At 66.8% G+C, this 26,067-nt stretch carries 25 protein-coding genes; 14 read left to right on the plus strand and 11 right to left on the minus strand.

The features are described from left to right. Window positions 1-76: 76 nt before the first annotated feature. Window positions 77-1,147 (minus strand): asparaginase, encoded by a 1,071-nt coding sequence (locus tag BMY35_RS26795; RefSeq protein ID WP_093206052.1) that lies wholly within the window; start codon window positions 1,145-1,147, stop codon window positions 77-79. 173 nt (window positions 1,148-1,320) lie between these two features. Here BMY35_RS26795 and BMY35_RS26800 point away from each other — a divergent pair, with 173 nt between their 5' ends. Further along, on the plus strand, window positions 1,321-1,998 hold the full coding sequence (locus BMY35_RS26800) for a TetR/AcrR family transcriptional regulator (RefSeq protein ID WP_176947546.1): 678 nt from the start codon (window positions 1,321-1,323) through the stop codon (window positions 1,996-1,998). Window positions 1,999-2,182: 184 nt separating this feature from the next. Then, on the plus strand, window positions 2,183-3,313 hold the full coding sequence (locus BMY35_RS26805) for a hypothetical protein (RefSeq protein WP_143080735.1): 1,131 nt from the start codon (window positions 2,183-2,185) through the stop codon (window positions 3,311-3,313). A gap of 46 nt (window positions 3,314-3,359) precedes the next feature. Here the strand turns inward: BMY35_RS26805 and BMY35_RS26810 are convergent, their stop codons facing one another. The 6 genes from BMY35_RS26810 to BMY35_RS26835 all read right to left on the minus strand — a co-directional run bounded on the left by BMY35_RS26810 (window position 3,360) and on the right by BMY35_RS26835 (window position 9,077). Further along, on the minus strand, window positions 3,360-3,671 hold the full coding sequence (locus tag BMY35_RS26810; RefSeq protein ID WP_093205984.1) for a hypothetical protein: 312 nt from the start codon (window positions 3,669-3,671) through the stop codon (window positions 3,360-3,362). 131 nt (window positions 3,672-3,802) lie between these two features. Then, the gene (locus tag BMY35_RS26815) at window positions 3,803-4,198 is read right to left on the minus strand and encodes a hypothetical protein (RefSeq protein ID WP_256229708.1); all 396 of its coding nucleotides are present in this window, start codon (window positions 4,196-4,198) and stop codon (window positions 3,803-3,805) included. Window positions 4,199-4,449: 251 nt separating this feature from the next. Then, window positions 4,450-5,466, minus strand: coding sequence for a Csu type fimbrial protein (locus BMY35_RS26820; RefSeq protein WP_093205988.1), 1,017 nt, complete (start codon window positions 5,464-5,466; stop codon window positions 4,450-4,452). Next, window positions 5,463-7,820 carry a fimbria/pilus outer membrane usher protein gene (locus tag BMY35_RS26825; protein WP_256229710.1) on the minus strand — a complete coding sequence of 786 codons (2,358 nt, stop codon included), beginning with the start codon at window positions 7,818-7,820 and terminating at the stop codon, window positions 5,463-5,465. The genes BMY35_RS26820 and BMY35_RS26825 overlap by 4 nt, the downstream gene beginning before the upstream one ends. Before the next feature lie 4 nt (window positions 7,821-7,824). After that, entirely contained in the window at window positions 7,825-8,556 is a 732-nt protein-coding gene (locus BMY35_RS26830; RefSeq protein WP_093205990.1) for a fimbrial biogenesis chaperone, read from the minus strand. 20 nt (window positions 8,557-8,576) lie between these two features. Then, on the minus strand, window positions 8,577-9,077 hold the full coding sequence (locus BMY35_RS26835; protein WP_093205992.1) for a Csu type fimbrial protein: 501 nt from the start codon (window positions 9,075-9,077) through the stop codon (window positions 8,577-8,579). A 319-nt stretch (window positions 9,078-9,396) separates the two neighbouring features. Between BMY35_RS26835 and BMY35_RS26840 the strand changes: the two genes are divergently transcribed. From BMY35_RS26840 to BMY35_RS26870, 7 genes are all read left to right on the plus strand, one after another. Continuing rightward, the gene (locus tag BMY35_RS26840; RefSeq protein ID WP_093205994.1) at window positions 9,397-9,984 is read left to right on the plus strand and encodes an NAD(P)H-dependent oxidoreductase; all 588 of its coding nucleotides are present in this window, start codon (window positions 9,397-9,399) and stop codon (window positions 9,982-9,984) included. After that, the gene (locus tag BMY35_RS26845) at window positions 9,981-11,255 is read left to right on the plus strand and encodes an amidohydrolase family protein (protein WP_093205996.1); all 1,275 of its coding nucleotides are present in this window, start codon (window positions 9,981-9,983) and stop codon (window positions 11,253-11,255) included. Before BMY35_RS26840 ends, BMY35_RS26845 begins: the two co-directional genes overlap by 4 nt. Window positions 11,256-11,272: 17 nt before the next feature. Next, the gene (locus BMY35_RS26850) at window positions 11,273-12,136 is read left to right on the plus strand and encodes a creatininase family protein (protein WP_093205998.1); all 864 of its coding nucleotides are present in this window, start codon (window positions 11,273-11,275) and stop codon (window positions 12,134-12,136) included. Window positions 12,137-12,218: 82 nt separating this feature from the next. Further along, the gene (locus BMY35_RS26855) at window positions 12,219-13,202 is read left to right on the plus strand and encodes an ABC transporter substrate-binding protein (protein ID WP_093206000.1); all 984 of its coding nucleotides are present in this window, start codon (window positions 12,219-12,221) and stop codon (window positions 13,200-13,202) included. A 64-nt stretch (window positions 13,203-13,266) separates the two neighbouring features. Next, entirely contained in the window at window positions 13,267-14,103 is an 837-nt protein-coding gene (locus BMY35_RS26860) for an ABC transporter ATP-binding protein (RefSeq protein ID WP_093206002.1), read from the plus strand. Beyond that, entirely contained in the window at window positions 14,100-14,909 is an 810-nt protein-coding gene (locus BMY35_RS26865; RefSeq protein WP_093206004.1) for an ABC transporter permease, read from the plus strand. Before BMY35_RS26860 ends, BMY35_RS26865 begins: the two co-directional genes overlap by 4 nt. A 9-nt stretch (window positions 14,910-14,918) precedes the next feature. Then, window positions 14,919-16,301 (plus strand): FAD-binding oxidoreductase, encoded by a 1,383-nt coding sequence (locus BMY35_RS26870; protein WP_093206006.1) that lies wholly within the window; start codon window positions 14,919-14,921, stop codon window positions 16,299-16,301. 3 nt (window positions 16,302-16,304) lie between these two features. Here BMY35_RS26870 and lnt read toward each other — a convergent pair whose 3' ends face one another. The 4 genes from lnt to BMY35_RS26890 form a co-directional block, all read right to left on the minus strand. Beyond that, window positions 16,305-17,873 carry an apolipoprotein N-acyltransferase gene (lnt, locus tag BMY35_RS26875; RefSeq protein WP_093206008.1) on the minus strand — a complete coding sequence of 523 codons (1,569 nt, stop codon included), beginning with the start codon at window positions 17,871-17,873 and terminating at the stop codon, window positions 16,305-16,307. Beyond that, entirely contained in the window at window positions 17,873-18,751 is an 879-nt protein-coding gene (locus tag BMY35_RS26880; RefSeq protein WP_093206010.1) for an HlyC/CorC family transporter, read from the minus strand. Before BMY35_RS26880 ends, lnt begins: the two co-directional genes overlap by 1 nt. A gap of 120 nt (window positions 18,752-18,871) precedes the next feature. Beyond that, the gene (locus tag BMY35_RS26885; RefSeq protein WP_093206012.1) at window positions 18,872-19,600 is read right to left on the minus strand and encodes a GNAT family N-acetyltransferase; all 729 of its coding nucleotides are present in this window, start codon (window positions 19,598-19,600) and stop codon (window positions 18,872-18,874) included. Between the two features lie 120 nt (window positions 19,601-19,720). Then, the gene (locus BMY35_RS26890) at window positions 19,721-20,194 is read right to left on the minus strand and encodes an Lrp/AsnC family transcriptional regulator (protein WP_093206014.1); all 474 of its coding nucleotides are present in this window, start codon (window positions 20,192-20,194) and stop codon (window positions 19,721-19,723) included. Window positions 20,195-20,348: 154 nt separating this feature from the next. Here BMY35_RS26890 and hppD point away from each other — a divergent pair, with 154 nt between their 5' ends. The 5 genes from hppD to BMY35_RS26915 all read left to right on the plus strand — a co-directional run bounded on the left by hppD (window position 20,349) and on the right by BMY35_RS26915 (window position 25,992). Next, window positions 20,349-21,476: a 4-hydroxyphenylpyruvate dioxygenase gene (gene hppD / locus BMY35_RS26895; RefSeq protein WP_093206016.1), complete on the plus strand. Its 1,128-nt coding sequence runs from the start codon at window positions 20,349-20,351 to the stop codon at window positions 21,474-21,476. 37 nt (window positions 21,477-21,513) lie between these two features. After that, window positions 21,514-22,320: a transporter substrate-binding domain-containing protein gene (locus BMY35_RS26900; RefSeq protein WP_093206018.1), complete on the plus strand. Its 807-nt coding sequence runs from the start codon at window positions 21,514-21,516 to the stop codon at window positions 22,318-22,320. A gap of 28 nt (window positions 22,321-22,348) precedes the next feature. Beyond that, a complete protein-coding gene (gene phhA, locus BMY35_RS26905) occupies window positions 22,349-23,221 on the plus strand; it encodes a phenylalanine 4-monooxygenase (RefSeq protein WP_093206020.1) in 873 nt (290 codons plus the stop codon). Between the two features lie 137 nt (window positions 23,222-23,358). Next, window positions 23,359-25,056 (plus strand): AMP-binding protein, encoded by a 1,698-nt coding sequence (locus BMY35_RS26910; RefSeq protein ID WP_093206021.1) that lies wholly within the window; start codon window positions 23,359-23,361, stop codon window positions 25,054-25,056. Window positions 25,057-25,059: 3 nt separating this feature from the next. After that, window positions 25,060-25,992, plus strand: coding sequence for an MBL fold metallo-hydrolase (locus BMY35_RS26915; protein ID WP_093206023.1), 933 nt, complete (start codon window positions 25,060-25,062; stop codon window positions 25,990-25,992). Window positions 25,993-26,067 lie beyond the last annotated feature (75 nt).

The following is a 26,067-nucleotide window of genomic DNA, read 5'->3' on the forward strand; positions in this document are numbered from 1 at the left end:
AAAAAAGAAAAGGCCGCGGCGGCTTTCACCGCTGCGGCCTGGCACGCACGGGGCGCCGAAGACGCCCCAAGGGAGATCAGTACTCCCAGAAGATGCGCTGCAGTTCCTTGGTGTTGTTGGTCTTGGTCAGGGCGACCATCGCCAGGATGCGCGCCTTCTGCGGGCGCAGGTCGTGCGCCACCACCCAGTCGTACTTGTCGTCGGGCTGCTCGGCGTTGCGGATCACGAAGCCGTCGGGCACGCGCGCGCTGCGGATCACGATCACGCCGTCGGAGCGGGCCTTCTGCAGGTTCGGCACGATGCGATCGGCCACCGAGCCGTTGCCGGTGCCGCCATGGATAAGCGCCTTGGCGCCGCTCTTGGCGATGGCGTCGATGGCCACCGAGCTCACGCCCTCGTAGCCCATGGCGATCTCCACCGGCGGCAGCGTGGTGATGCTGTCGATGTCGAATTCCGAGTTCATGGTGTGGCGCTTGACCGGCGCGCGGAACCAGTAGTTGCGGCCCTCGACGATCATGCCCAGCGGGCCCCACTGGCTGGAGAAGGCGCTGGTCTTGATGTTGACGTTCTTGCTCACGTCGCGGCCGGTGTCGATGTTGTCGTTCATCGTCACGAGCACGCCCTTGCCCATTGCGTCCTTGCTGCCCGCCACGTTCACGGCGTTGTACAGGTTCAGTGCGCCGTCGGCCGACAGCGCGGTGCCCGGGCGCATCGAGCCGACCACCACGATCGGCTTGTTCGTGTGCACGGTCAGCGTGAGGAAGTAGGCGGTTTCTTCCAGCGTATCGGTGCCGTGGGTGATGACGATGCCATCCACGTCCGACTGCTTCGACAGCGCCGACACGCGCTTGGCCAGCGTCAGCAGGTTGTCGTTGGTCAGGCTTTCCGATGCGACCTGGAACACCTGCTCGCCGCGCACGTTGGCAACCTTCGAGAGCTCCGGCAGGCCGGCGATGAGCTTCTCGACGCCGACCTTGGCGGCCGCGTAGGTGGCGCTGTTGACGGCCGAGGCGCCGGCACCGGCGATGGTGCCGCCGGTGGCGAGGATCACCACGTTGGGCAGCGCCTGTTGCGCCTGCGCGAGCGCGCTGGCGGCCAGCAGCGCGGCGCCGGCCGCGAAGGCACGGAAACGGGGAGAGAGGTACATGTAGAACTCCTGTGTTGAGTGGATTCTTTCGAGGCGGCGAGGACGATACATGAACCATGCCTGCATGCCCTTCGCGCCCATGCCGGCATGGCATGCGGTCATGCGCGGGATGCCGGTGGAGCCGGTGGTATTACCATCGACCGGGCGCACCGCCGCACCGCCCATCCGCCACCATGAACGCCGATCCCGCCGCCCTCCCCGTTTCACCCGCCCGGGAAATGCCCGCGCCAGACGGGCCCCTGTCGCGCGCACGGCCGGGGCGCGAGCGCATCATGGCGGCGATCCGCACCGCGGCCGTCACGGAGTTCAGCCTGCACGGCCTGAAGGGCACCTCCACGCAGGCCATCGCAGCGCGCGCGGGCCTCACCAAGCCACAGCTGCACTACTACATCGCCGGCAAGGAAGAGCTCTACGAAGAGCTTCTGATGCAGGTGCTGCACGCATGGAAGGTGGTGTTCTCCTTCGAGGACGCGAGCGACCCTGCCACGGTGCTGGGCAACTACATCCGCAAGAAGCTCGACCACGCCATCGACAGCCCCGAGATGTCGCGCCTCTTCACGCGCGAGATCCTCGACGGCGGGCGCAACCTCGACCGCTACTGGCCCAACGCGCGGGCCTGGACGCAGAACAAGATCGACGTGATCAACGGCTGGATCGCGCGCGGCCAGATGCGTCCGCTCGACGCGCGCATCCTGCTGATGCACATCTGGGCCATGACCCAGAGCTATGCCGACTACGCGATCCAGACGCGCGTGATGCTCGGCTTGCCGCCCGACGCGCCCATCGACCGCGAGCCCATCGCGCGCGAGCTCGTGGCCTTCGTGCTCAACGGCTGCGGCATCAAGGCCTGAGCGCGGGCCTGCCCCGGGGCCAATCCTTTCGTCTTAACTCCCTCCCGTATTCCTCGCGCTTCCTGCAACGCAGTGACTTTCTGCACTGTGTTGGGCGTGCCCGCGCGCCTACCTTCGCTCGCTTCGCCGCCCGCCCTCTTTTTTCTTGCGGCGGCGAATCACGAACAAACAGGAGTAGAGGATCATGAAAACGAGATTGTTCTTTGCGGCGCTCGCGACGGCGGCACTGGTAGCCTGCGGCGGTGGTGGAGGAGGCGGCGGCAACTTCGGGAGCCTGCCAGTCGGCTGGGTGCCTCCGTCACCGGGGCCGGGCGCGGGCCCGAGCCCCGAACCCAACCCGGAGCCGAACCCCAACCCGACCCCGACGCCCACGCCCATTGCCGCGAGCTACAAGTTCCTGAAATTCGAGCAGAACCGCGATCCGGACACCGAATCGGCCGAGAAGCGCTTCAACGACTACATCGCGCTGCTCAACCGGGAGGGCGCCGCCGGCTACCGCTACCTCGAGGGAGAGGCCGGGGGCACCATCGTGCGCCTGCAGGACAGCTTCATGCTGGTCAAGGACACGGAGAGCACCTACAGCTACGAGTACAAGCGGCTGACCTACGACATCCTGCAGACCACCGCGCTGCAGGCGCTGCTGCAGCAGGCGAAGGAACAGGGAGCCAAGGGCATGGTGCTGCTCAAGATCCTGGCGCCCATCGATCTCAACAGCAACCTCGACCCCGAATTCGCCGTGCTCTACCGCAAGGATCTCGGCTCGTCGGCCACCTACGACGTGACGGCCGAGTTGTATGCCGAGAAAGTCGCCGACTACGTGAGCCGTGCGAACGCGCAGGGCGCGAACGGCTACCGGCCGTGGGCCACGCCCTTCCTGGTCAACCAGGGCGGCTACCAGTTCTTCCTGAAAGACCTGAGCAGCGCATCGCGCTACCACTTCAAGGCCGTGATCAGCCCGCTGAGCGTGGTGGGCGGCGAAGTGAAGGACGTCAAGGCACAGATCCGGGAACAGGGTGCGCAAGGCTACCGGCTGCTGAAGGACCGCTTCCTGAAAGACGCGAACGGCGAATCGAAGGACTACATCTACTACGTGAAGGACACGACGCAGTCGAGCAGCTTCGAATACGAGTTCCTCGACAACCCGGACCCCGTGTTCGGCCTGCAGGAGGCCAATGCAGCACAGGCGAACGCGCAGACGGCCAACGGCCTCCGCTACTTCGGCGTACCCGACTCGCCGATCTTCTTCCGGTCGTCGGCCTGCACGGGACCGCTGTGCCTGTCGCCGGACCGGACCGAGACCAGCGACCGGAACTGAGCGGCAAGCCCGCAGCGAGCGGGCTCTTCTGGGTTGCGCAGGCGGCCTACAGGCCGTGCACGACCCAGGCACCGGCAGGCGGCGCGGGTACGTGCACGGTGTTCTCGCCGGGCCGGGCAAAGCGGTACTCACGGCCGCCGATCATGATCGACTTCATGTTGGTCCAGACCAGATAGTCATGTCCCTCGGCGGTCTGCGTGGACTGCAGCACCTGGAACACCGGCGGCACGACCACCACGAGGCGCACCCTCGCCGTTGCTGAACCGGCGCCCAGGCTGCTCTCCGCCGCGCACAGCATCGGCGCAAGCATCAGCGCACCCAGGGTGGCGCGCGCCGATTGCAGCCGACTTCCCGTCATAAGGCCCGATCCGTTGTCCATGGCAAGAACATGAGGTGCGGGCGCGACACATGCGCCCGATCTCCGGATATCGGCAGGAACGAGAAGAAATGCAGGGCCCGCCCGGGCGGGATCGGCGCCCCGCCTGCGGCCTAGTAGGTCACGGTCACCCGGGTTGCGTTGCTGCCATCGCCGACCGGGGCGGTTGCGGCCTGCGGCGACGCGCCGCCCGTGGTCGCGGCCATCGCACCGATCGCGCCGTGCCAGGCGAAGCCGAGGCTGTCGCGGCCGTCGGCATCGGTTCCGGGCACCGTGAAGGTCGTTTCGCCAACCTTGTCGAACCTGTACTCCCGCCCCTTGATGACTACCAACGCCATGTTGGTCCAGACGCGGTATTCATGCCCACCTTTCACGGGCGTGACCTCGAGCACCTTGAAGGTCGGCAGAACGTTGATCGTCAGGTTGAAGCGGCCCATGGCGCTGCTCGTGCCGCGCATCGGCTCCGCGGAGCTGAGCTGCAGAGGCAGCGGCAGCAGGAGCAACAGCATGCCGACGGCAGCCAGCGGGGGTACCGTTTGCGGCGACCGCAGCGCGGTCGTCCTTGCAGCGCGCCTGTTTCCGGGCATGGGAACTCCTCTCGTCGCAACCTGGGGGAGGCATCGGATCGATGCCCAGTCAGGCTTATCGGCAGAGTCGCGGAAAAATGAAGGCTGTCCGGGCGCTATTCTTGGCGCATTGCCTGGAATTTGCCAGCGGGCATTCCGTACCGGGGCGGCCGCAGGCGCCGCTGCGGCCCAGGCTAGTAGGTCACGGTGACCGTCACGACGTCCATGTAGCTGTCGGGCCGCACGTTGGCGCTGGCCCCCAGAACGCGGCCGTACAGCGGCAGCGCCTGAACCTGGCCGCTGCCGGTGCCCGCGACGGTGTTGGTTCCCGTGACACTGCCCCAGGCATTTGTGCGGCCGGCGTTGCGATAGAGCTGGTAGGCCACCGTGTCCGTGTTGCCGGGCACGCCTCCCGTCGGCGTCATCACCCCTGCACCGGAGGTCACGTTGTTGGAAGGCGTCAGCGCGACCGTGTAGGAAGTCGGCGTCGTGCAGGTGACGTTGATCGTGCTGATCTGGTCGATGTTGGCCCCGCCCGGGAGACCTGCGACGGACCCGAAGTTCAGCGGGTCGGCCGTGACCAGGCAGCTCTTGGAAACGGTCGCGCTGACGATGAAGGCGAACTGGTCCGCCAGCGTCGTGCCGCAAGTGGTCGGCGGAGCGCTCGTGCTCGAGGTCAGCGTGATCGAGGTATGGATTCCGGCGAAGTTGTCCTGGTACGAGCCCGGAGGCACCGTGCTCTGGCCCGAGAGCAGCTCCCCGCGCATCGTGGCGGTCCCCGAGGACGTGGTGGACCGCGCGGGAATGCTGATGTTGATGGTGAACGGATTCGGGACCGCGGCGTTGCCGTTCGAGCCCCAGATCGTGCTGCTCGTCCCCTGGTAGAGCTGGAACTTCAAGGAGTTGCCTGCGCTGCTCTTCATGACGCGAGGATTGAAGTTCGTGAGACCTTCGTTGCCGTCGCCGATGTTGAAGCAGACCCTGGCGTACTCGGTGGTGTTGTTATTGCCGGTCTTGGTGCAGGTGTAGCTCAACGTGGCGTTGACGGGCGTAGCCGTGCCGGCGACCAGGTCGACCGGCCCGAAAGCCACGGCCGTCATCGACGCGGTGCAATTGATCGATGCCTGGGCGCTGCCCACCGACAGCAGCCACAGCAGCGCGCAGAACAGGGGCAGGCGCAGGGCCTGCAGCGTGCGGATCAGAAGACTCATGGGGTCTTGGCCTCCCTGGCGCAGCGCAGCGGCCCGATCTGCGGGATTGCGGCGCCGTCCTTGCGATAGTCGAAGCTGGTCCGGCAGGCGCCACCGGGCGTCTGCACGTCGAGCGTGTTGTGGGCCTGGAGCGATTCGAGATACACCGCGCCGTCGAAGCCGACCAGGGCCGGCTCGCCGCCCTGCCCGTTGACGCGCACACGGCTGCCCAGCGGCAGGGGCTTGCCCGCCTCGTCCACCAGCAGCAGCGCGGCCGCGCTGACCGGCGTGATGCCGAAGCGCACCATCGTGCCGGCGCGGTCGCTCGGCGTGGCGACCGTCTTCACGCGTTCGATCTTCACGTCGGCGGGCAGCTGCATCGGGTCGATGGACAGCTGGTTGTTCTGGTAGGAGCGCAGCGGGGCCACCAGCAGCATGCCCTTGTCGTCCGTAGTGCCGATGTCCCGGTTCTCCAGTCTCACGGGCACGCCGGCGATGCCATCGGTGGAGACCACCGCGAAGGCGTCGTCGATGCGCCGGGCCGCGAAGGGCTGCCCGCCCATGACCGCGATCGAGCCGGTGGCGCCGGCATAGGCGAAGCGGCTGTCGCCGAGCACGCTGATGCCGGCCATGGCGCGTCCGTAACGGCCCAGGTAGTCGATCTCGGCCTGTCCGCCGTTCTGGCCCCCGCCCTGGCGCAGGCCGGCGCGCCAGCCGATGCCGCCGTCGCCCGGCATGGAGCTCTGCGCATCGGCGGTGTAGACGGTCTGGCCGTTGTCGCGCTGGACGCCGGCGCTGGCCGTGATGTTGCCGTCCAGCGCCCAGGTGAAGCCGACGAAGAGGCTGCGCTCCCGGCGGTTGTCCAGGTTCTGGTTGAGGCTCACGTTCATCGAGGCGCGGCTTCCGATCGCCCTGAACCAGTAGACGCTCGCCATGCGCGTCGCCTCCTGCGCCGGGTAGCGCAGGTAGAGGTAGCTGAGGCCGAAGCTGCCGAAGTCCTTGGTGGTGTAGCCGATCGACGCCCGGCCCGAGCCGCGCGGCGGCGCGCTGCCGTACAGGGAGGCGACGTCGCGGTATTCGCCGCGCGTGCGCGTGCCCTCGACCGCGAAATTGAACTGGTTGTCGCGCCAGCTGTAGCCCAGGTTGAGCAACGAGCCCTGCTCGCCGCGATAGCTGCTGTGCGCCACGGCGCCCGTGAACACGCCGCTCTGCCCGAGCAGCCATGCACCGCCGACGCCCCCCTTGACCAGCCCCTTGGTGGCCTCGCCGTGCGCCTCCAGCGTGAAGCCGTTGCTCACGCCGTAGCGCCAGGTACCGGTGGCGGCGGGGTCATTACCGTAGTCGTTCGAGCGCAGGCCGTAGTTCTTGCGCACCACGCCGAGATCGACGGACCAGTCGGACAGGCCTTCCTGCAATAGCCGCTGGGTGTCGTACAGCGAGAAGTCGAGCGTCGTGGCACGGCCGAAGGCGTCGGTGAGAACCACCTGGGCGTTGCCCGCGCCGTTGATGCTCGGAACCGTGTTCAGCTGGAAGGGCCCCGCAGGGACCTGGCCCGTGTACTGGCGCAGGCCGTTGATGTAGAGCTCCACCTGCGAGGGCAGCGTGGCCGACCCAAGGAAGGCCGGCAGCGGGGTGGTGGTGCGATAGGGTTGCAGCGAAAAGTTGCGCGAGAGCTGGATGCCGCCGATCCGGGTCGAACGCGACCACGGCAGCGACGCGGTGGTGGTGTCGCCCACGCGAAGCGTGAGCATGTCATCGGGAAACGACTGGCTCCAGGTGGTGTCGAGTCGCACCGAGTCGTGCGTCCAGTCCTCGTTGCCGGAGCGGTAGGCGCGCGACATCATCGTGCTGGTGAACACGCTGCTTCCGCTGAAGGCGCGCACTTCGGCAAGCGCGTTGAGGCTGGAGCTGTTGCCCCGGCCCTGCGTGCCATAGAGGTCGTAGTTGAGCAGCAGGCCGGGCGATGCGCTGGCCTTCGGCGTGAGGACCGTCGATGTGTTCACCACGGTCGTGGGCAGCCGCAACACGTCGGCGGAGGCGTTGATTGCAACGCTCTGCGTTGCTGCGTCGTACGCGACCTTGACGCCGGGAAGGCTCTTGAGCCTCACGGGATCGGACACGCCCGCCGGCAGGATAAAACCCAGTTGCCGCAGCGTCGCGGCGCTCGCCCAGAGTTCCCGGTCGCGCAAGCCGAAATGCACCAGCCCCTGGGGATTGCCGTTGAGGCTCAGCTCGAGATAGAGGTCGTTGCCGGTCGGGCCGGTGAGGTCGCCTTCCGCGGCGGATGCGACCAGCCATGAACCCGGTCCGGCTGCAGTCTTCTCGGCCTGGGCGTTGAATGGCGCCAGACCCGACAGAAGCAGCAGTGGGAGCAAGCGCTCAGCGGACGCGTGGAAGTGGCGGAATCTTTTCCTGCGTCGCGTTGCCATTGATCTTCGTTTCCAGGACGCCGCCGGAAGCAAAGGCTTCCACGGGAGTCTTCAAGGGCCAACGCATGCTCGCGCCCGGCAGGACGTAGCCCATCAGGCCGCCGTGCACCGCGGTGCGGCGGCCGGCTGCATCGACAAAATCCAGATCGGCAAGCTGGGCGTGCATGCCGCCGCCGTTGGCGACTTCGAGCAACGCCTGGCCGCCTTCGCGGCGCAGCGACCACGTGAGCTGGGGCGTGGTCGGCTGTGCCCCAGCGGCTGCGATGAAGATGGGCACCGAATAGCGCAGCACGAGCTGCAGGCCCTTCTTTTCCTTCATCTCGACCGGCAGCTCATCGATGATGACCCGGTACGAGTTCTCGACCGCGCCGGCGGGAATGCCGGTGCGGATGACGCGGATCAGCTGCCGCTCGGACGGGGCCAGCTGAACCATCGGCGGGCTCACGAGGAGTTCGCGCGAGGGCGTCAGCTTTTCGGCTCCGTTCTCCTGCGCCCACTGATAGACCCGCACCTGGGCATGCACCACGTCGTCGCCGGTGTTGCTGAGCCAGAGGCCATCCGCGTTCTGCGTGGCCTGCAGCGTCAGCGTGACCGGAGAGACCTGCAGCCCGCTCGCCGAGGCGGCCGCGTGCGCCAGCAAGGCGAACGCGAGGGCAAGGGTGTGGCGCAGCAGGCGGTGCACGGCGGGTCCCGGCTGGTCGATCAGTAGTTGACCTGGACGGTCACGGTGTCGAGGTAGGCCCCAGGCGTCACATTGACGCTCGCGACCGTGGCCCACACGGGGATCGACTGGGCCGCGCCGGTGCCGGTGCCGGCCACGCCGTTGCCGACGTCGGTGGGCGTGGCGGTGTTGCCCCAGATCGGACCGGCGGCGCTCGCCGAGCGCAACTGGTAGGCGATGGTGTCAGGGCCAGTATTGCTCATCACGCCGGCGCCGGTGGTGCTGTTGTTCGAGGGCAGCAGGCCGATGTTGTAGGGCGTCGACTTGGAGCAGGTCACGCTGATGTTGCTGCTGGCCGACAGGGCGGTCGCGGTGGAGGTGACCGAGCCGAAGTCGATGTTCGAGGCCGTACCCGCCGTGACCGAGCAGGCCTTGGTCACGGTGATGAGGACCTTGAACGTGGAGCTGGCCGTGTCGGCGATCGCCGCGCTGGTGGCCAGAGCGGCCAGGACGGCGGCAACGATGAGGGTAGGTTTTTTCATGAGAAGCAGGACTCTCGGTTATCGAACGCGTTGATGAAGAGAGAAATGAGGCCCAAAGTTCACAAATTTGGGACTGTGAATTTTAGTTAACAATTGGCAGAAAGGGTGAGTTACTGTTACAGAAACAACCAAAACTCTTTCCCGACAGCCGCGTTTTTCCAGGCCAGCGTGACTTTTGTTACGAAATTAGGCCACTCGTCAGTCAGCCTCCCGACGATTCCGTCGCACGGCTACCACGCCGCCCCAAACCAGTGCACCACCACTGGCACGTCGCTTGCATAACCTGACCGCTTGCTCTGATTAAGCGGTCAAACACACCATGCGCGTGCTCGTCGTCTACTGCCATCCGGTCGAAACCAGCTTCCACGCCGCCCTGCACCAGGAGGTGCTGAAGAACCTGCGCGCCGCCGGGCACGAGGTGGACGACTGCGATCTCTACGCCGAGGGCTTCAACCCGGTGCTCTCGCGCGAGGAGCGGCTGGGCTACCACGACGTGCCCTCCAACCAGCTGCCGCTGAAGCCTTATGTGGAGCGGCTGCAGTGGGCCGAGGGCATCGTGTTCTGCTTTCCGACGTGGTGCTTCGGCCTGCCGGCGATGCTCAAGGGCTACTTCGACCGGCTCTTCATGCCGGGCGTGGCCTTCGACATCAGCGACCCGGCCAACGTGAAGCCGATGCTCACGCACATCAAGCGCATCAGCGCCGTCGTCACCTACGGCCGGCCGCGCTGGATGGCCATCTACATGGGCGATCCGCCGCGCAAGATCGTCACGCGCTACATGAAGCGGCTGACCGGCCAGCGCGCGAAGGTGGACTACCACGCCCACTACCACATGAACGTCGCGACCGAGCCCCAGCTCAAGCGCTTCATGGCACGCGTGGGCCAGGCGATGGCGCGCTTCGCATGAACGCGCCCGCCCCCGCCCTGCTCGACAACGTGCGGCTGCCGCGCTGGCTGCTGCCCGGCGGCTGGCCGCGGCACGACGGCGTGCCGGCGCTCGCGCGCATCGCGATCGATGCGGGCCGCGTGCAGTCGGTGCAGCCCGCCGCGTCCGAGCCGCCGCCTTCCGCCTGGGACCTCGCCGGGACGCTGGCCCTGCCTGGGTTCGTCGACGTCCACACGCATCTCGACAAGGCCTTCACCCTGCCGCGCATGAAGCAGGTGGAGCCCGGCCTGCTCGGCGCCATCGACGCGATGCTGGCCGACCGCGTGCACTGGACGCCCGCCGACGTGCGCGAGCGCGCCTCGCGCGGCCTGCAATGGGCCTGGGAATGCGGCACCGTGCACCTGCGCACGCACGTCGACTGGTGGGAACCCGATGCGGTGCCCATGGCATGGCCGGTGATGGCCGAGCTCGCACAGGAATGGGCCGGCAGGGTGCGGCTGGAGCAGGTGAGCCTCATCAAGCTGCCGCTCTTCGAAGACGCCGCGCAGGCCATGCGCCTTGCCAGGCAGGTGAAGGCGACCGGGCCGCATGCGCTGCTCGGCGGCTTCGTGCATTCGACCAACTGGAGCGAGAACGCGCTGCGCAACCTGCTGCTGTCGGCACAGGCCTGCGACCTCGACATCGACCTGCACGTCGACGAGGAACTCAACGCCTCGGCCGTCGGCCTGCAGACCACCGCCCGCATCCTGCGCGAGATCGGCTACGAAGGCCGCGTGGTCTGCGGCCACATCTGCGCGCTCGCGGCCCAGCCCGAGGCGCAGGCCTTCGCCACGCTCGACGCGGTGGCGCGCGCGCCGATCACTGTCGTTTCGCTGCCCGCCACCAACCTGCTGCTGCAGGACGCAGTCACCGGCCGCACGCCGCGCCTGCGCGGCATCACCCTGGTGAAGGAGGCGCGCGACCGCGGCATTCCGCTGCTCTTCGCGAGTGACAACGTGCAGGACCCCTTCTGCCGCCTGGGCAGCTTCGACCCCGTGGAAGCGCTTGGCACCGCCGCGCTGGTGGCCCAGCTCGACGAGCCCTTCGACACCTGGTCGCAGGCGCTGTGTCGCAGCGACTGGCTGCAGCGCGCACCTGCGTCGGCCGCGCCTTCGCTGGTCGGCCGTTCCGCCGACCTGGTGCTGTTCACGCAGGCCGACCGCCACGGCTGGCCTTCTCGCACCGCCACCCGCGTGGTGCTGCGCGACGGCCGCGTCACGCACGGCGACGCAACGCCTTTCTTCCCCAAGTAAGAGAACAAGGACTTCCCATGCTCCACGGCTACATCCCGCCCCACCGCTTCCTGCCCTACCTGAGCTGGACCGAGATCGCCGCGCTGCCCGATCGCGAGAACACAGTCATCGTGCTGCCCTGCGGCGCCATCGAGCAGCACGGCCCGCACCTGCCGTGCTCGGTCGACAGCGTGATCTGCTCGGGCGTGATGGGCAAGGCGCTCGAGAAGCTGCCCGCAGAGGTGCGCGCCTTCGCACTGCCGACCATCACCTACGGCAAGTCGGAAGAGCACCTGCACTTCCCCGGCACCATGACGCTGACGGGCACCACGCTGCTGTCGACCGTGATCGAAATCGGCGAGTCGGTCTACCGCTCGGGCTTTCGCAAGCTGCTCTTCGCCAACGGCCACGGCGGCCAGCCGCAGGTGCTCGAGATGGCGGCGCGCGAACTGCGCCTGCGCCACGGCGACTTCGTGGTGGTGCCGCACGGCGTGTCGCGCCTGCCGAGCGCGGCGAGCAAGCAGGTGAGCGAGCAGGAAAAGAAGCTCGCGATGCACGCAGGCCATTCCGAGACGGCGCTGATGCTCGCGCTGGCGCCCGAGACGGTGCACATGGAGCACGCGGTCGCCAACTTTCCGCCGCCATTCCCGATCAAGCTGCTGTCGGCCGACGGCCGTCCGGCCTGCGCCTGGACCTCGCGCGACTTCGGCCCGAGCGGCGTGATCGGCGACCCGACCACCGCCACGCGCGAACAGGGCGAAGCCATCCTCGACACGCTCTCCGACAGCTGGGTGCAGGCACTGACCGAGCTGCACGCGCTGCGCTGGGTGGTGCGCGAAGAAGCCACCTGGGAGCGCGGGCACCAGCAGGGCTTCGTGCAGCAGAGCTTCCAGCCGGCCTGAGCCCGGCCCGAGCCCGCTTCTTGCAACGGCCGCTTCTCCTTTTCCTTCTTCTTCAACTCCCCTGCCACGAGAGGTCCACTCCATGCGCTCCTTCGCACTGTCCATCGCCGGCGCCGCCGCCATCGCATTCCTCGTCGCCGCGCCCGCGCAGGCCGAGGACAAGTTCACCTACATGACCAACTGGTACGCGCAGGCCGAGCACGGCGGCTTCTACCAAGCCGTGGCACAGGGCATCTACAAGAAGTACGGCCTCGACGTCACCATCAAGATGGGCGGCCCGCAGGTCAACATCACGCAGATGATGGCCGCCGGCCAGGCCGACTGCATCATGGGTTCGAGCGACATCCAGATGATGCAGGTACGCGAAGGCGGCGTGCCGGTGGTCAACGTGGCGGCCTTCTTCCAGAAGGACCCGCAGGTGCTGATCGCGCACGAGGACGTGAAGAAGTTCGAGGACCTCAAGGGCAAGACGCTGCTGATCGGCGCCCAGGCGCAGCGCGGCTACTGGCCCTGGCTTAAGGCGAAGTTCGGCTTCACCGACGAGCAGACGCGGCCCTACACCTTCAACATCCAGCCCTTCGTTGCCGACAAGAACACCGCGCAGCAGGGCTACCTGACCTCCGAGCCCTACGCCATCCAGAAAGCCGGCGTGAAGAGCACCGTGCTGATGTTCAGCGACCACGGCTTCCCGGCCTACGCGACCACGGTGTCGTGCATGGAGAAGACCGTGAAGGACCGCAGCAAGCAGGTCGCCGCCTTCGTGAAGGCCTCGGCCGAGGGCTGGAAGAGCTACCTCGCCGACCCGGCGCCCGCCAATGCCCTCATCAAGAAGGACAACCCCAACATGACCGACGACCAGCTGGCCTACAGCGTGGCCAAGCTCAAGGAGATGGGAATGATCACCGGCGGCGACGCGGCCAAGCTCGGCATCGGCGTGATGACGGATGCGCGTGCCAAGGCGAGCTACGACTTCCTGGTGAGCGCGAAGCTGCTCGACCCGTCGAAGGTTGAGCTGGCGAAGACCTACAGCACCGAGTTCGTCAAGGACGCGAAGGTCCTGCCCTGACGCACCGGCATTGCCCTGAAACCAGGCGGCCGCGCAATGCGGCCGTTCTCGAAAGGCCTCACGAATGAATCGCATCGACCCCCACACGCTGGCGCCCCCGCCTGAACTCGCGCCCGCCGTGCCGGCAGTGGAAGTGCTCTCGGCCGAGAAGACGTACCCCAACGGCACGCAGGCGCTGCTGCCGGTGGACCTGTCCATCGCCGAGGGCGAGTTCGTCACCCTGCTCGGCCCCTCGGGCTGCGGCAAGAGCACGCTGCTGAAGATGGTGGCGGGCATGCTCGAGCCCAGCGACGGCCGCCTGCTGGTGTGGCGCAGGCCGGTGGCGCAGCTGCACGACTGCCCGCACAAGATGTCCTTCGTGTTCCAGTCCCCCACGCTGATGCCCTGGGCCAGCGTTCGCACCAACGTGCGGCTGCCGCTGGACCTGGCCGGCGTGCCGCGCAAGGAGGCCGATGCGCGGGTGATGGAATCGCTCGCGCTCGTGGGGCTCGAGAAGTTCGCCGACGCGCTGCCGCGCGCACTCTCGGGCGGCATGCAGATGCGCGTGTCGATCGCGCGCGGCCTCGTCACGCAGCCCGACCTGCTGCTGATGGACGAGCCCTTCGGCGCGCTCGACGAGATCACGCGCCACAAGCTCGACGCCGACCTGCTGGAGCTGTGGCGCAAGAAGAAGCTCACGGTGATCTTCGTGACGCACTCGATCCACGAGGCGGTGTTCCTGTCGAGCCGCGTGGTGATGATGGCTGCGCGACCGGGCCGCGTGGTGGAGGAATTCCGCATCGACGAGCCCTATCCGCGCAGCGCGGACTTCATGGTCACGCCAGAGTTCGCGCGCCACGCCAAGCGGCTGCAGGACAGCCTGCTGCGCGCCAGCAGCACCGACGAGGAGGCCGCACGATGACCGCCAAGGCCGTTCCCCTGCTGGGCCAGCCGCGCGTGCAGCGCGCGCTCTACCCCGTGCTGATCGGCGTGGTGCTGGTCGCGCTGTGGCAATGGATGGTGGTGGCCATGGAGCTGCCGCCCTACCTCGTGCCCTCTCCGTACCTGATGGTGCAGACGCTGGTGACCGACTGGGCGCCGCTGGGCAATGCGCTGCTGGTCACGCTGAAGATCACGGTGCTGTCGTTCCTGCTGGCCACGGTGGCGGGCGTGCTGATCTCCTTCCTGTTCGTACAGAGCAAGCGCATCGAGACCGCGCTCTTCCCGTACGCGGTGCTGCTGCAGGTGACGCCGATCGTGGCGGTGGCGCCGCTCATCATCATCTGGGTGAAGAACCCGGTGGCGGCGATGACGGTGTGCGCGGCGCTGGTGGCGCTGTTCCCGATCATCAGCAACACCACGCTGGGCCTGCGCAGCATCGACCCCGACCTGCAGAGCTACTTCAAGCTCAACCGTGCCACGCGCTGGCAGCAGCTGGTGCGGCTGCGCATTCCGAGCGCGCTGCCTTACTTCTTCGGCGGGCTGCGCATCTCCAGCGGCCTCGCGCTCATCGGCGCGGTGGTGGCGGAGTTCGTCGCGGGCACGGGTGGCTCCGGCGCGGGGCTGGCCTACCAGATCCTGCAGGCGGGCTTCCAGCTGAACATTCCGCGCATGTTCGCGGCCCTGCTGCTCATCTCCCTCACCGGTGTCGCGCTCTTCGTGCTGATGGCCTGGCTCACGAAGCTGGCGCTGGGCTCATGGCATGCGAGCGAACTTTCCCAGGATTGAACCTTGACCATGAATGCTCCTGTTTCCGCCATCGAGCAGCTGTTGCTCGAACTGCCAGACCTCGACTGGATCACCGACGAAAGCCGCGTCACGCGGCTGTCCTCCGACTTCTCGTGGTTCAGCCCGGTGCTCGTGCGCCAGCTGAAGGACAAGCGCGCCGACGTCGTCGTGCGCCCACGCACCGAGGAAGAGATCCGCGCGGTGGTCGGCGCCTGCGCGCGCCGCTGCGTGCCGATCACCATCCGCGGCAGCGGCACCGGCAACTACGGCCAGACCACGCCGCTGGCCGGCGGCGTGGTGCTCGACATGACGGGCTACAACACCTGCCTATGGGTGCGCCCGGGCGCGGCGCGCGCGCAGGCCGGCATCCGGCTCGGCGAGCTCGAGAAGCAGACGAAGCCCACGGGGCAGGAACTGCGCTGCGTGCCCTCCACCTACCGCAGCGCGACGCTGGGCGGCCTGTTCGGCGGCGGCTTCGGCGGCGTGGGCTCCATCAACTACGGGCCGCTGGGCGCACCGGGCAACGTGATCGGCATCCGCGCGATGACCATCGAGGCCGAGCCGCAGGTGGTCGAGTTGCGCGGCGCGGAGGCAATGCGCATGCACCACCTGTGGGGCACCAACGGCCTCGTGCTGGAGCTGGAGATCGCGCTGGCGCCCGCGCATCCGTGGCTCGAGACGCTGGTGACCTTCGGCGACTTCGAGAGCGCGCTGAACTTCGCCGACAAGCTCGCGCACGCGCCAGGCATCGTGAAGCGCGGCGTCACCTTCTTCGCGGCGCCAATCTCCGACCATCTGGCGCAACTGGCCGCGCACCTGCCGAAGGGCTGCCACACGGTGCTGTCGCTGGTGGCCGAATCGTGCGAGCCAGCGATGCTGCAGCTGGTGGAAGCGCACGGCGGCACCGTGAGCTATCGCAAGACCGCCGCCGAAGTGCAGAAGAGCAACCGCACGCTGATGGAGTTCACCTGGAACCACACGACGCTGCACGCGCTGAAGATCGACCCGAACCTGACCTACCTGCAGAGCGGCTTCATTCCCGGCAGGCACGTCGAACAGGTCATCGAGATGGAGAAGCTGCTGGGCGGAGAGAACGGCGAGGTGATGATGCACATCGAGTTCCTGCGCAACGTGGCCGGCCTCATGACCTGCAGCGGGTTGCAGCTGGTGCGCTTCAGCACCGAGGAGCGGCTGCAGGAGATCATGCGCATCCATCGCGAGCACAACGTGCACATCAACAACCCGCACGTGAACATCGTCGAAGACGGCAAGGCCGGCGGGCCGCTGCCGCCGGAAGTCATCGAGGTGAAGAAGCGCTTCGACCCGCTGGGCCTGCTGAACCCGGGCAAGCTGCGCGACTGGCCGGTGAAGGCTCTGCTCGCAGCGGCTTGAGGCTCATTGACGGCGGCGGCCCTGCACCCAGGCCACCGCCACGATGGCCATGGCCAGCAGCCACAAAGGCCAGAGGCCGAAGGGCGCCACCCAGCGCGCGAAGGGCGTGAGGCCGCGCCGGCCTTCCACGCTCGCTTCGAGCACGCCGCGCGTGAGGCGCGGCAACTCGTGCGTCACGCGGCCCTGGGCGTCGATCACCACAGTTGCGCCGGTGTTGGTGGAGCGCACCATCGGCCGCGCGAATTCGAGCGCGCGCATGCGCGAGATCGACAGGTGTTCGTCGATGGCGACGGTGTCGCCGAACCACGCGATGTTGCTCACATTGAGCAGGATGGTGGGCGCCGTGGCCTCGTCGCGGAAGTTCGCGCCGATCTCGTCGCCGAACAAATCCTCATAGCAGATGTTCGGCGCGATGCGCTGGCCCTGCCACACGAAGGGCGCCTGCGCGAGGCCGCCGCGCGCGAAGTCGCCCAGCGGGATGTTCATCATCTGGATGAACCAGCGGAAGCCCGGCGGGATGAATTCGCCGAAAGGCACCAGGTGGTGCTTGCTGTAGACGTAGGGCTGCGCGTCGCCGGGGCGGAAGCCGAGCACGGAGTTGCTGTAGGTGCCCTGTCCGCCAAGGGGCAGGCCGACGATGGCCGCCTGCGAGCCCTGGCTGTAGCGCGCCCGGATCGCGTCGAGATAGCCGGCCGGCAGTTGCACGGGCAGCAGCGGCAATGCGGTCTCGGGCGTGACGACGAGCGAGGCCTTGGCATCGCGCAGCTGTTCGCCGTACCAGCGAAGCGCGGTCTCGATGCCGCCGCCGGGAATGAACTTCTCGTCCTGCGGGATGTTGCCCTGCAGGAGAGCGACGTTCAGGCTGCCGGTGGTGCCCTTCGCACCCTGCACGTCTTCGCGAAGCGCGGGCACGAGATTCGGCACTGCGAACACCAGCGCGACCAGCACCACGACCTGCACGGCTTCGGCAATGCGAAGCGGGCGATGGTGCAGCACGATCAGCGCGACGACCAGCGCAGCAGCCGCGCCGATGCCGTACACGCCCACCCATGGCGCGAGCGCCGCGAGTGGTCCTTCGACATGCGCATAGCCGCCCGCGCCCCATGGGAAGCCCGTGAACCAGCTGCCGCGCACCAGCTCCGCGAGCGTCCAGAGCGCGGCGAAGACCACTGCGCCTGTCACGCGTCCCTCGGGTCCGCGCACGACGAACCATGCCGCTGCGACGGCGTAGTAGAGCCCCAGCGCGGCCGCCAGCGCGAGCACGGCGATGGCCGCAAGCGGCGCAGGCAGGCCGCCATAGGTGTGCATCGAGATGAAGAGCCACCAGAAGCTGCCGGTGAGCCAGGCGGTGGAGAACAGCCAGCCATGCAGGCCGGCGCGACGCCAGCCGGCACCCTGCGCGCGCAGGCCGTCGAGCAGCCAGACGAAGGCGCCGAGCGACAGCAGCTGCAGCCACCACAGCGGCTTGCCGCCCGCGGGCGAAGCCATCGACAGCGCCTGGGCGAGCCCGGCGGCGACGAAGCCGAGCGGGCGAAACAGGGAAGCGAGGGAGAAAGCCGGCGCGCGAGCCATCAGTCGGCCGCGTCGCCGCCGCGTGCCGGGGACACCTTGAACCAGCGCACGGCGCCGCCCTTGGTGTGCAGCACGACGAAGTCGAAACCGCCGATCGCGTGGTGCTCGCCGCGCTTGGGCACATGGCCCATCTCGTGCGCGATCAGGCCGCCGATGGTGTCGAAGTCTTCGCTGAGCTGCTCTTCGTCGAACACGATGCCGAAGGCCTCGGCGACGCGCTCGATGGGCGTGTCGCCCGAGACGCGGTAGGTGTGGTCGGCGAGGCCGAAGATGTCGCCCTCGTCCTCCGCGATGTCGAACTCGTCCTCGATCTCGCCCACGATCTGCTCGAGCACGTCCTCGATGGTGATGAGGCCCGCGACGCGGCCGAACTCGTCGATGACGATGGCCAGGTGGTTGCGGTTGCCGCGGAACTCGCGCAGCAGGTCGTTCAGGCCCTTGCTCTCGGGAACGAAGGTGGCCGGGCGCAGCAGCGCGCGGATGTTCAGGCCCGGCGCGCGCTGCAGCTTGAGCAGGTCCTTCGCGAGCAGGATGCCGATGATGTTTTCCTTCTCGCCCTCGTACACCGGGAAGCGCGAGTGCGCGGTGTCGATGACGAGGTGCAGCAGCGCGTCGAAGGGCGCGTCGATGTTCACCAGGTCCATGCGCGGCGCGGCGACCATCACGTCGCCGGCGGTCATGTCGGCCATGCGCAGCACGCCCTCGAGCATCACGCGCGACTCCGCGCCGATCACCTCGTTGTCCTCGGCGTCAGCCAGGGTTTCGATCAGTTCGTCGCGCGAGTCAGGGCCGGGGTGGATGAATTCGGCGAGTTTCTGGAGAAAGCTGCGCTTGTCTTCCCGTTCGACGGGAGCGCGTTCAGGGTGAGGGTCGGCCACTGCGGGAGGGCGGAGTTGAGGAGGAACAAGGATACCGGATTGCGTGTGACACGCTCTACCGGGCAATTCCGGCGAGGGTAAGCACGCAGGCGCCGCCCGGGCGCCCCGCGTGCCGGCGGCTTACTGGGCCGACTTCTTGCGCGCGTCGCGCATGCCGCTGCGCACTTCCTGCAGGCTGGCCAGGAAGGCCCAGAACTGCTTGGCGCGGGTCTTGAGCGCGTAGTCGACGGCGGCGTAGTGCTCCAGTGCGATCTCGCTCATGCGGCTGTCGAAGGTGGCGCTGGGCAGTTCGAGGTGGGCTTCGGCTTCGGCGCCGCTGCGCACCACGGTGGCGCCTGCGTTGCGGGCGATCTTCAGCATGGCGGCGTTCTCGCTCAGCGCATGGATGAAGAGCATGCCCACGCCTTCGTTGCGCGCCACGACCACTGCGCGCTCGAACAGGCGGGCGCCGTAGCCGCGGCCGCGGGCATGGGCCGAGACCGACACGCCGAACTCGGCGCAGTCGCTGTGCTGGTCGCCGGGAGCGAAGGCCAGGTGCGCCATCGCGATCAGGTCGAGGCGGCGGTTGTAGATGCCGAAGAGCTCGTCGCGTTCGAAGTCGAGGCTGTCGACGTAGCGCTGGATCTGCTCGTCGGCCGCCGCGTAGCCGAAGCGCAGGTAGCGATCGTGCGGGGTGAGGTCGAGCAGGTGGCGGGCGATGCGCTCGCGTTCGCGCGGGCCGATCGAGCGGATCGGCACCATCACCGGTTGAGGCGCGCTGACGGCGCGTGGTTGCGCCTCAACCATCGGCGCTTTCAGGAAAGAGCCAATGCCGAGAGACGCTTTGAGAAGGGTCTTGGCGGTAAGCATGGCTCAAATATAAGGGTTTCCCCTTAAACAACAAGTTCGCAAGGTCAATCACGGGACACATTTGTGACCCAGTGCCAGACCGCGACCAGACCCTGTGGCTCTCGCGCAACCGAAATGTAGCTAAACGGGCACAGCTGTTGTGGCTTTGACACGGTCGAGCACGAAGCTGGTCTTGCAGTCTTCCACGCTGGGGTGCTTGAGCAGGGTGTCCATGATGAAGCGGCTGTAGTGAGCCATGTCGGCCACCACCACGCGCAGCAGGTAGTCCATGTCGCCGGTCAGGGCGGCGCACTCGACGACCTCGGGCCAGGTCTGCACGCTGGCCCGGAACAGGTCCATGGGGTTGCGCTTGTGGGTCTCGGTGTGCTTTTCGAGCCGCACGTTGAGGTAGGCGGTCAGGCCCAGGCCGATGGCTTCGGGCTGGACCAGCGCCACGTAGCGGTCGATCACGCGGTGTTCCTCGAGCCGCTTGACGCGCCGCAGCACGGCGCTGGGCGACAGGCTCACCTGCTCGGCGATCTGGTCGTAGGTTGCGCGGCCGTCTGCTTGCAGCGTGCGCAAAATCAGCCTATCAATCTTGTCCAGTGCTTCCATTTCGTCATTCTTGCAGTTTTACTGCGTGATGACCACCATGGGCGCGTGGAAACGCAGAAAACCTGAGAGGCATCCACCCTACATTGCATGACCGGCCGATTTCGCGCCTTGTTCATTCAATCCAATCAATCCCCACCTCTACCGGAGACCGCACATGAGCCAAGCCGACGCACCCGCCTTCACGCCCTGGGAGAACCCCATGGGCACCGACGGCTTCGAATTCATCGAATACGCGGCACCCGATCCGGTTGCCATGGGCAAGGTATTCGAGCGCATGGGCTTCAAGGCCGTGGCCAAGCACCGCCACAAGAACGTGCTGCTTTATCGCCAGGGCACGATCAATTTCATCCTGAATGCGGAGCCCGACTCGTTCGCGCAGAAATTCGCCCGCGAGCATGGCCCGAGCGTGTGCGCCATTGCCTTCCGCGTGCAGGATGCCAAGCAGGCCTATGAACGCGCCACGGCGCTGGGCGCATGGGGCTTCGCCGACAAGGCCGGCCCCGGCGAGCTGAACATTCCCGCCATCAAGGGCATCGGCGACAGCCTGATCTACCTGGTGGACCGCTGGCCTGGCAAGAACGGAGCGAAGCCCGGTGACATCGGCAACATCGGCTTCTACGACGTCGACTTCGAGGCTCTGCCCGGCGTGCCCCCGGAACAGGCGCTTTCGCCGTTCGGCAACGGCCTGACCTACATCGACCACCTGACGCACAACGTGTACCGCGGCCGGATGAACGTCTGGGCCGGCTTCTACGAGAAGCTCTTCAACTTCCGCGAGATCAAGTACTTCGACATCGAAGGCCAGGTTACGGGCGTGAAGAGCAAGGCCATGACCAGCCCCTGCGGCAAGATCCGCATCCCGATCAACGAGGAAGGCAAGGAGCAGGCCGGCCAGATCCAGGAATATCTGGACATGTACAAGGGCGAAGGCATCCAGCACATCGCCATGGGCTCTGACGACCTGTACGCGACCGTCGATGCGCTGCGCGCCAACGGCGTGACGCTGCTGGACACCATCGACACCTACTACGAACTGGTCGACAAGCGCATCCCGGGCCACGGCGAAAGCGTTGAAGCGCTGCACAAGCGCAAGATCCTGATCGACGGCAAGAAGGACGCCCTGCTGCTGCAGATCTTCAGCGAGAACCAGCTCGGCCCGATCTTCTTCGAGTTCATCCAGCGCAAGGGCGACGACGGCTTCGGCAACGGCAACTTCAAGGCGCTGTTCGAGAGCATCGAGCTCGACCAGATGCGCCGCGGCGTGCTGAGCGCCGCAAAATAAGGGCCCCTTCCCTTATTTACCTGCTTCTGGAGCACGCATGCGCAGCTGTACGCCTTCGATCGGTCTGACCTTCATTGCGGCGGCTGCCGCCGTTCTTTCGGGTTGCGCGATGGCGCCCGCGGCCGCGCCGGCGGCCGGCGCCTCGCACCTGGACACGGTGCAGAAGGCGGCGGTGCTGCGCATCTGCACGCCGGGCGACTACAAGCCCTTCAGCTTCCAGAAGACCGACGGCAGCTTCGAGGGCATCGACGTCGACCTGATGGCGGGCTTCAGCGCCAGCCTCGGCGCGAAGCCCGAGTGGGTCAAGACCACCTGGGCCAACCTGCTGCCCGACCTGACCGCCGGCAAGTGCGACATCGCCGTGGGCGGCGTGTCGGTCACCACCGATCGGCAGAAGCGCGCCTTCTTCAGCGCGCCCTACATGGTCAACGGCAAGACGCCCATCGCGCGCTGCGCCGACGTGGCCAGGTACCAGAGCGTGGCGGCCATCGACAAGCCGTCGGTGCGCGTCATCTTCAACCCGGGCGGCAGCAACGAGCGCTTCGCCCGCGCCAACTTCAAGCAGGCCAAGCTCACGCTGCACGGCGAGAACGTGACGATCTTCGACGAGATCCTCGCCAACCGCGCCGACGTGTTCGTCACCGAGGCGGCCGAGGCCATCACGCAGCAGAAGCTCAAGCCGGGCCTGTGCGCGGTCAACCCCGACAAGCCGCTGCAGTACGGCGAAATGGCCTGGATGCTGCCGCGCGACGACGTGGCCTTCAAGTCTTACGTCGACCAGTGGCTGCACCTGCAGCAGGCCGGCGGCGACTTCCAGCGGACGATGGACCGCTGGCTCAAGTAAGCAACGAAGCAACTCAAGACCGATCTCGATGGAAACCCCTGCAGCTGTCGTCACTCCCGCCGTCTACGGTGCCTCGGACCGCCCGCCCCGCGGCGACTATTCGCGCGGCGGCGCGGTGCTGGCCGACTACACCTGCCCGCAGGATTGGGCCAGCTACACGCCGGCCGATCACGACACCTACCGCCGGCTCTACGAGCGCCAGGTGGCACAACTGCCGGGGCTGGCCTGCGACGCCTTCATCAAGGCGCTGCCCTCGCTGGGCGTGAAGGACCGCATCCCGCGCTTCGACGAGCTCAACGAGCGACTGCACCGCGCGACGGGCTGGGAGATCGTGGCGGTGCCCGGGCTGATTCCGGAGCTGCCGTTCTTCACGCTGCTCGCGAACCGCAAGTTTCCGGTGACGGACTGGATCCGCAAGCCCGAGGAGTTCGACTACATCGTCGAGCCCGACGTGTTCCACGACCTGTTCGGTCACGTGCCGATGCTGTTCGACCCGACCTTCGCCGACTACGTGCAGCGCTATGGACAAGGTGGCATCAAGGCGCACGATCTTGGTGCCGGCGAGAAGCTGGCGCGGCTCTACTGGTACACGGTGGAGTTCGGGCTGATCCGCCAGCCGGACGGCCTGCGCGCCTATGGCGCCGGCATCCTTAGCTCGGTGGGCGAGCTGAAGCACGCGGTGCTCAGCAACGAGCCGCGGCGGCTGCCGCTCGATCTGCTGCGCACCATGCGCACGCGCTACAAGATCGACACCTACCAGGCTAACTACTTCGTGATCGACAGTTTCAAGCAGCTGTTCGACCTCACGGAGCCCGACTTCACGCCGCTGTACGAGTCGCTGGAGGTCGCGACCGACATCGAGGCCGGGGTGCTGCTGTCGGGCGAATCGGGCAAGGCCTGAATTTCCGAAGGGTTGCTCTGCGCCCTCTTCGCTGCGCGCAGCTATCGCGCGCGCGACAGCACGCGCCCTTGCCCTAGGACAAGCCCGCTGGTCGCGGAGGCAAAGTGCCTTCCACAATCCGCGCCAAAGGAGCTTGCATGCAGACCACATCTTCCGCGCGACAGAACTATCCGGCCGGCGTGCCGCACGAGATTCATCCGGAGCAGTACCGTTCGTTGCCCCAGATGTTCGACGAGGCTTTCGCCCGTTATGCCGACCGGCCTTTCTCGGTCTGCATGGAGCGCTGGATGTCCTACGGCGAGCTCGACACCCTGTCGAAGGCGCTGGGCGCCTGGCTGCAGTCGCGCGGACTCGAACCCGGTGCACGAGTGGCGATCATGCTGCCCAACATTCCGCAGTTCGCGGTCACCATGTGCGGCGTGCTGCGCGCGGGGTACACCTGCGTCAACGTCAACCCCCTGTACACGGCGCGCGAACTCGAGCACCAGCTGAAGGACTCCGGCGCGACGGCCATCGTCATCCTCGAGAACTTCGCGGCCACGCTCGAGAAGGTGATCGAGCGCACGCCGGTGAAGCACGTGGTCATGACCTCGATGGGCGATCTGCTCGGCGGCTTGTACGGCGCATGGATCACGGTGGCCGTGCGGCACCTCGCGAAGCTGGTGCCTGCCTACAAGCTGCCGCTGAGCGACGGGCGCAGCGTGACACCCTTCAATCAGGCCATTTCGGAGGGACGCGGCCGCACGCTGGGCCCGGATCAAAGCACCCTCGACTCCATTGCCTTCCTGCAGTACACGGGCGGTACGACCGGCTTGTCGAAGGGCGCGGTGCTGACCCACCGCAACATCGTCGCGGCCACCCTGCAGGCTGAGGCATGGTTCACGCCGGCGCTGTCGCGTGCCGGCGATCTGGCGAAGGTCAACAGCATCGCGGCGCTGCCGCTGTATCACATCTTCGCGCTGACGCTGTGCCTGCTGGTGATCCGCCAGGGCTCGCACATGACGCTGATTCCGAACCCGCGCGACTTCAACAAGTTCATCGCGGTGCTGAAGAAGCGGCCCTTCCACATGCTGCCCGCGGTGAACACCTTGTTCAATGCATTGCTGATGCATCCGGACTTCAAGTCGATCGACTTCTCGACGCTGTTCGTCTCGCAGGCAGGCGGCATGGCGGCCTCCGAAGGCACGGCGCGCAAGTGGTTCGAGGCCACCGGCTGTCCGATGATCGAAGGCTGGGGCATGAGCGAGACCTGTGCGATCGGCACGAACAACCCCGTGTCGAACACGAAGTTCACCGGGACGATCGGCCTGCCGCTGCCCAGCATTGAGATCGCGATCAAGGACGACGAGGGGAATTCGCTGCCGGACGGCCAGCCCGGGGAACTCTGCATCAAGGGGCCGAACGTGATGACGGGCTACTACAACCAGCCGGTGGAAACCGCCGCTGCGTTCACGCCCGACGGCTTCATGCGTACCGGCGACATCGCGGTGATGCAGGAAGACGGCTACAGCCGCATCGTCGACCGCAAGAAGGACATGATCCTGGTCAGTGGCTTCAACGTGTTCCCGAACGAGCTCGAGAACGTGATCTCGCTGTGCCCGGGTGTCGTGGAATGCGCTGCGGTGGGCGTGCCCGACGAGAAGCAGGGCGAAGCCATCAAGGTTTTCGTGGTCCGCAGGGATCCGACGCTGACCGAGGATGCGGTGCTGCAGTACTGCCACTCTCAGCTCACCGGGTACAAGCGGCCCAAGCACATCGAATTCAGGGAATCATTGCCGAAGACCAATGTCGGGAAGATCCTGCGCCGCGAACTTCGCGTCAGCGCGAGCGCCTGAACGATGAGCCATTCGTCGGCGAGCGCCGGGCTGCCGGCGAATGTCGTCGTTTTCGAGCGAGGCTGGCTCTCGTCGAACAATGTGCTGTTCGTGGGCGGCGAAGAGACGGCCGTTGTCGATACGGGGTATGCGACGCATGCGGAGCAGACGGTCGCCCTCGTCGAGTCGGTGCTTGACGACAGGCCGCTCGATCGCATCCTGAATACGCATCTGCACAGCGACCACTGCGGTGGGAACGCGGCATTGCAGGCACGCTACCCGTCAGTTCGTACGGATATCCCGCCAGGCGAAGCTGCGTTCGTCGAAAGCTGGGATCAGCAAGGCTTGAGTTTCCTGGCGACGGGGCAGACATGTCCGCGATTCGGCTTCACCGGGCTACTGTCGCCGGGGACCGAGTGCAGGCTTGGGGACAGGCCGTGGCAGGTGCATGCCGCACCGGGGCACGATCCTCACTCGGTCATTCTGTTCGAGCCTGAGACGCGGACGCTGATTTCTGCGGACGCTCTGTGGGAAAACGGCTTCGGCATTGCGTTTCCCGAGCTGGCCGGAGAGCCTTCGTTCGACGACGTGGGGGCCACTTTGGATCTGATCGCGGAGCTTGCACCGCGGCGGGTGATTCCGGGGCACGGCGCCGTGTTCGATAACGTCGATGCGGCGCTGTCTGTTGCGCGTCGGCGGCTTGACGGCCTGCGGCGCGATCCGATCAAACATGCGCGGCACGCCATCAAGGTACTGATGAAGTTCAAGCTGCTGGAGGTGCAGTCGATCTCTGTTGCGGATTGGGAGGCCTGGCTGCGAGGCACGGCCTATCTGGATGCAATTCGGTCGCGTTTTTTCGGCGAGATCGAATTGGATCGGCTGACCGGAGACATCTTGGCGGAATTGATAGCCGCAGGCGGAGCCGAGATGAATAGCTCAGGCTTGCACAATCTCTAGCTGCTTCTCGGTATTTTCCGTTTCCGCGACTGCAAAGCAAAAACCCCCAGCCGATATTCGACTGGGGGTTTCTGG

It is taken from the genome of Variovorax sp. YR750, assembly GCF_900109805.1.
GTDB lineage: Bacteria > Pseudomonadota > Gammaproteobacteria > Burkholderiales > Burkholderiaceae_C > Variovorax > Variovorax gossypii.

What these genes read in the sequence shown, in the direction of transcription:
- BMY35_RS26795 (WP_093206052.1), bottom strand. Translation starts at nt 1,147, where the DNA reads ATGTACCTCTCTCCCCGTTTCCGTGCCTTCGCGGCCGGCGCCGCGCTG.
- BMY35_RS26800 (WP_176947546.1), top strand. Translation starts at nt 1,321, where the DNA reads ATGAACGCCGATCCCGCCGCCCTCCCCGTTTCACCCGCCCGGGAAATG.
- BMY35_RS26805 (WP_143080735.1), top strand. Translation starts at nt 2,183, where the DNA reads ATGAAAACGAGATTGTTCTTTGCGGCGCTCGCGACGGCGGCACTGGTA.
- BMY35_RS26810 (WP_093205984.1), bottom strand. Translation starts at nt 3,671, where the DNA reads ATGACGGGAAGTCGGCTGCAATCGGCGCGCGCCACCCTGGGTGCGCTG.
- BMY35_RS26815 (WP_256229708.1), bottom strand. Translation starts at nt 4,198, where the DNA reads ATGCTGTTGCTCCTGCTGCCGCTGCCTCTGCAGCTCAGCTCCGCGGAG.
- BMY35_RS26820 (WP_093205988.1), bottom strand. Translation starts at nt 5,466, where the DNA reads ATGAGTCTTCTGATCCGCACGCTGCAGGCCCTGCGCCTGCCCCTGTTC.
- BMY35_RS26835 (WP_093205992.1), bottom strand. Translation starts at nt 9,077, where the DNA reads ATGAAAAAACCTACCCTCATCGTTGCCGCCGTCCTGGCCGCTCTGGCC.
- BMY35_RS26840 (WP_093205994.1), top strand. Translation starts at nt 9,397, where the DNA reads ATGCGCGTGCTCGTCGTCTACTGCCATCCGGTCGAAACCAGCTTCCAC.
- BMY35_RS26845 (WP_093205996.1), top strand. Translation starts at nt 9,981, where the DNA reads ATGAACGCGCCCGCCCCCGCCCTGCTCGACAACGTGCGGCTGCCGCGC.
- BMY35_RS26850 (WP_093205998.1), top strand. Translation starts at nt 11,273, where the DNA reads ATGCTCCACGGCTACATCCCGCCCCACCGCTTCCTGCCCTACCTGAGC.
- BMY35_RS26855 (WP_093206000.1), top strand. Translation starts at nt 12,219, where the DNA reads ATGCGCTCCTTCGCACTGTCCATCGCCGGCGCCGCCGCCATCGCATTC.
- BMY35_RS26860 (WP_093206002.1), top strand. Translation starts at nt 13,267, where the DNA reads ATGAATCGCATCGACCCCCACACGCTGGCGCCCCCGCCTGAACTCGCG.
- BMY35_RS26865 (WP_093206004.1), top strand. Translation starts at nt 14,100, where the DNA reads ATGACCGCCAAGGCCGTTCCCCTGCTGGGCCAGCCGCGCGTGCAGCGC.
- BMY35_RS26870 (WP_093206006.1), top strand. Translation starts at nt 14,919, where the DNA reads ATGAATGCTCCTGTTTCCGCCATCGAGCAGCTGTTGCTCGAACTGCCA.
- lnt (WP_093206008.1), bottom strand. Translation starts at nt 17,873, where the DNA reads ATGGCTCGCGCGCCGGCTTTCTCCCTCGCTTCCCTGTTTCGCCCGCTC.
- BMY35_RS26885 (WP_093206012.1), bottom strand. Translation starts at nt 19,600, where the DNA reads ATGCTTACCGCCAAGACCCTTCTCAAAGCGTCTCTCGGCATTGGCTCT.
- BMY35_RS26890 (WP_093206014.1), bottom strand. Translation starts at nt 20,194, where the DNA reads ATGGAAGCACTGGACAAGATTGATAGGCTGATTTTGCGCACGCTGCAA.
- hppD (WP_093206016.1), top strand. Translation starts at nt 20,349, where the DNA reads ATGAGCCAAGCCGACGCACCCGCCTTCACGCCCTGGGAGAACCCCATG.
- BMY35_RS26900 (WP_093206018.1), top strand. Translation starts at nt 21,514, where the DNA reads ATGCGCAGCTGTACGCCTTCGATCGGTCTGACCTTCATTGCGGCGGCT.
- phhA (WP_093206020.1), top strand. Translation starts at nt 22,349, where the DNA reads ATGGAAACCCCTGCAGCTGTCGTCACTCCCGCCGTCTACGGTGCCTCG.
- BMY35_RS26910 (WP_093206021.1), top strand. Translation starts at nt 23,359, where the DNA reads ATGCAGACCACATCTTCCGCGCGACAGAACTATCCGGCCGGCGTGCCG.
- BMY35_RS26915 (WP_093206023.1), top strand. Translation starts at nt 25,060, where the DNA reads ATGAGCCATTCGTCGGCGAGCGCCGGGCTGCCGGCGAATGTCGTCGTT.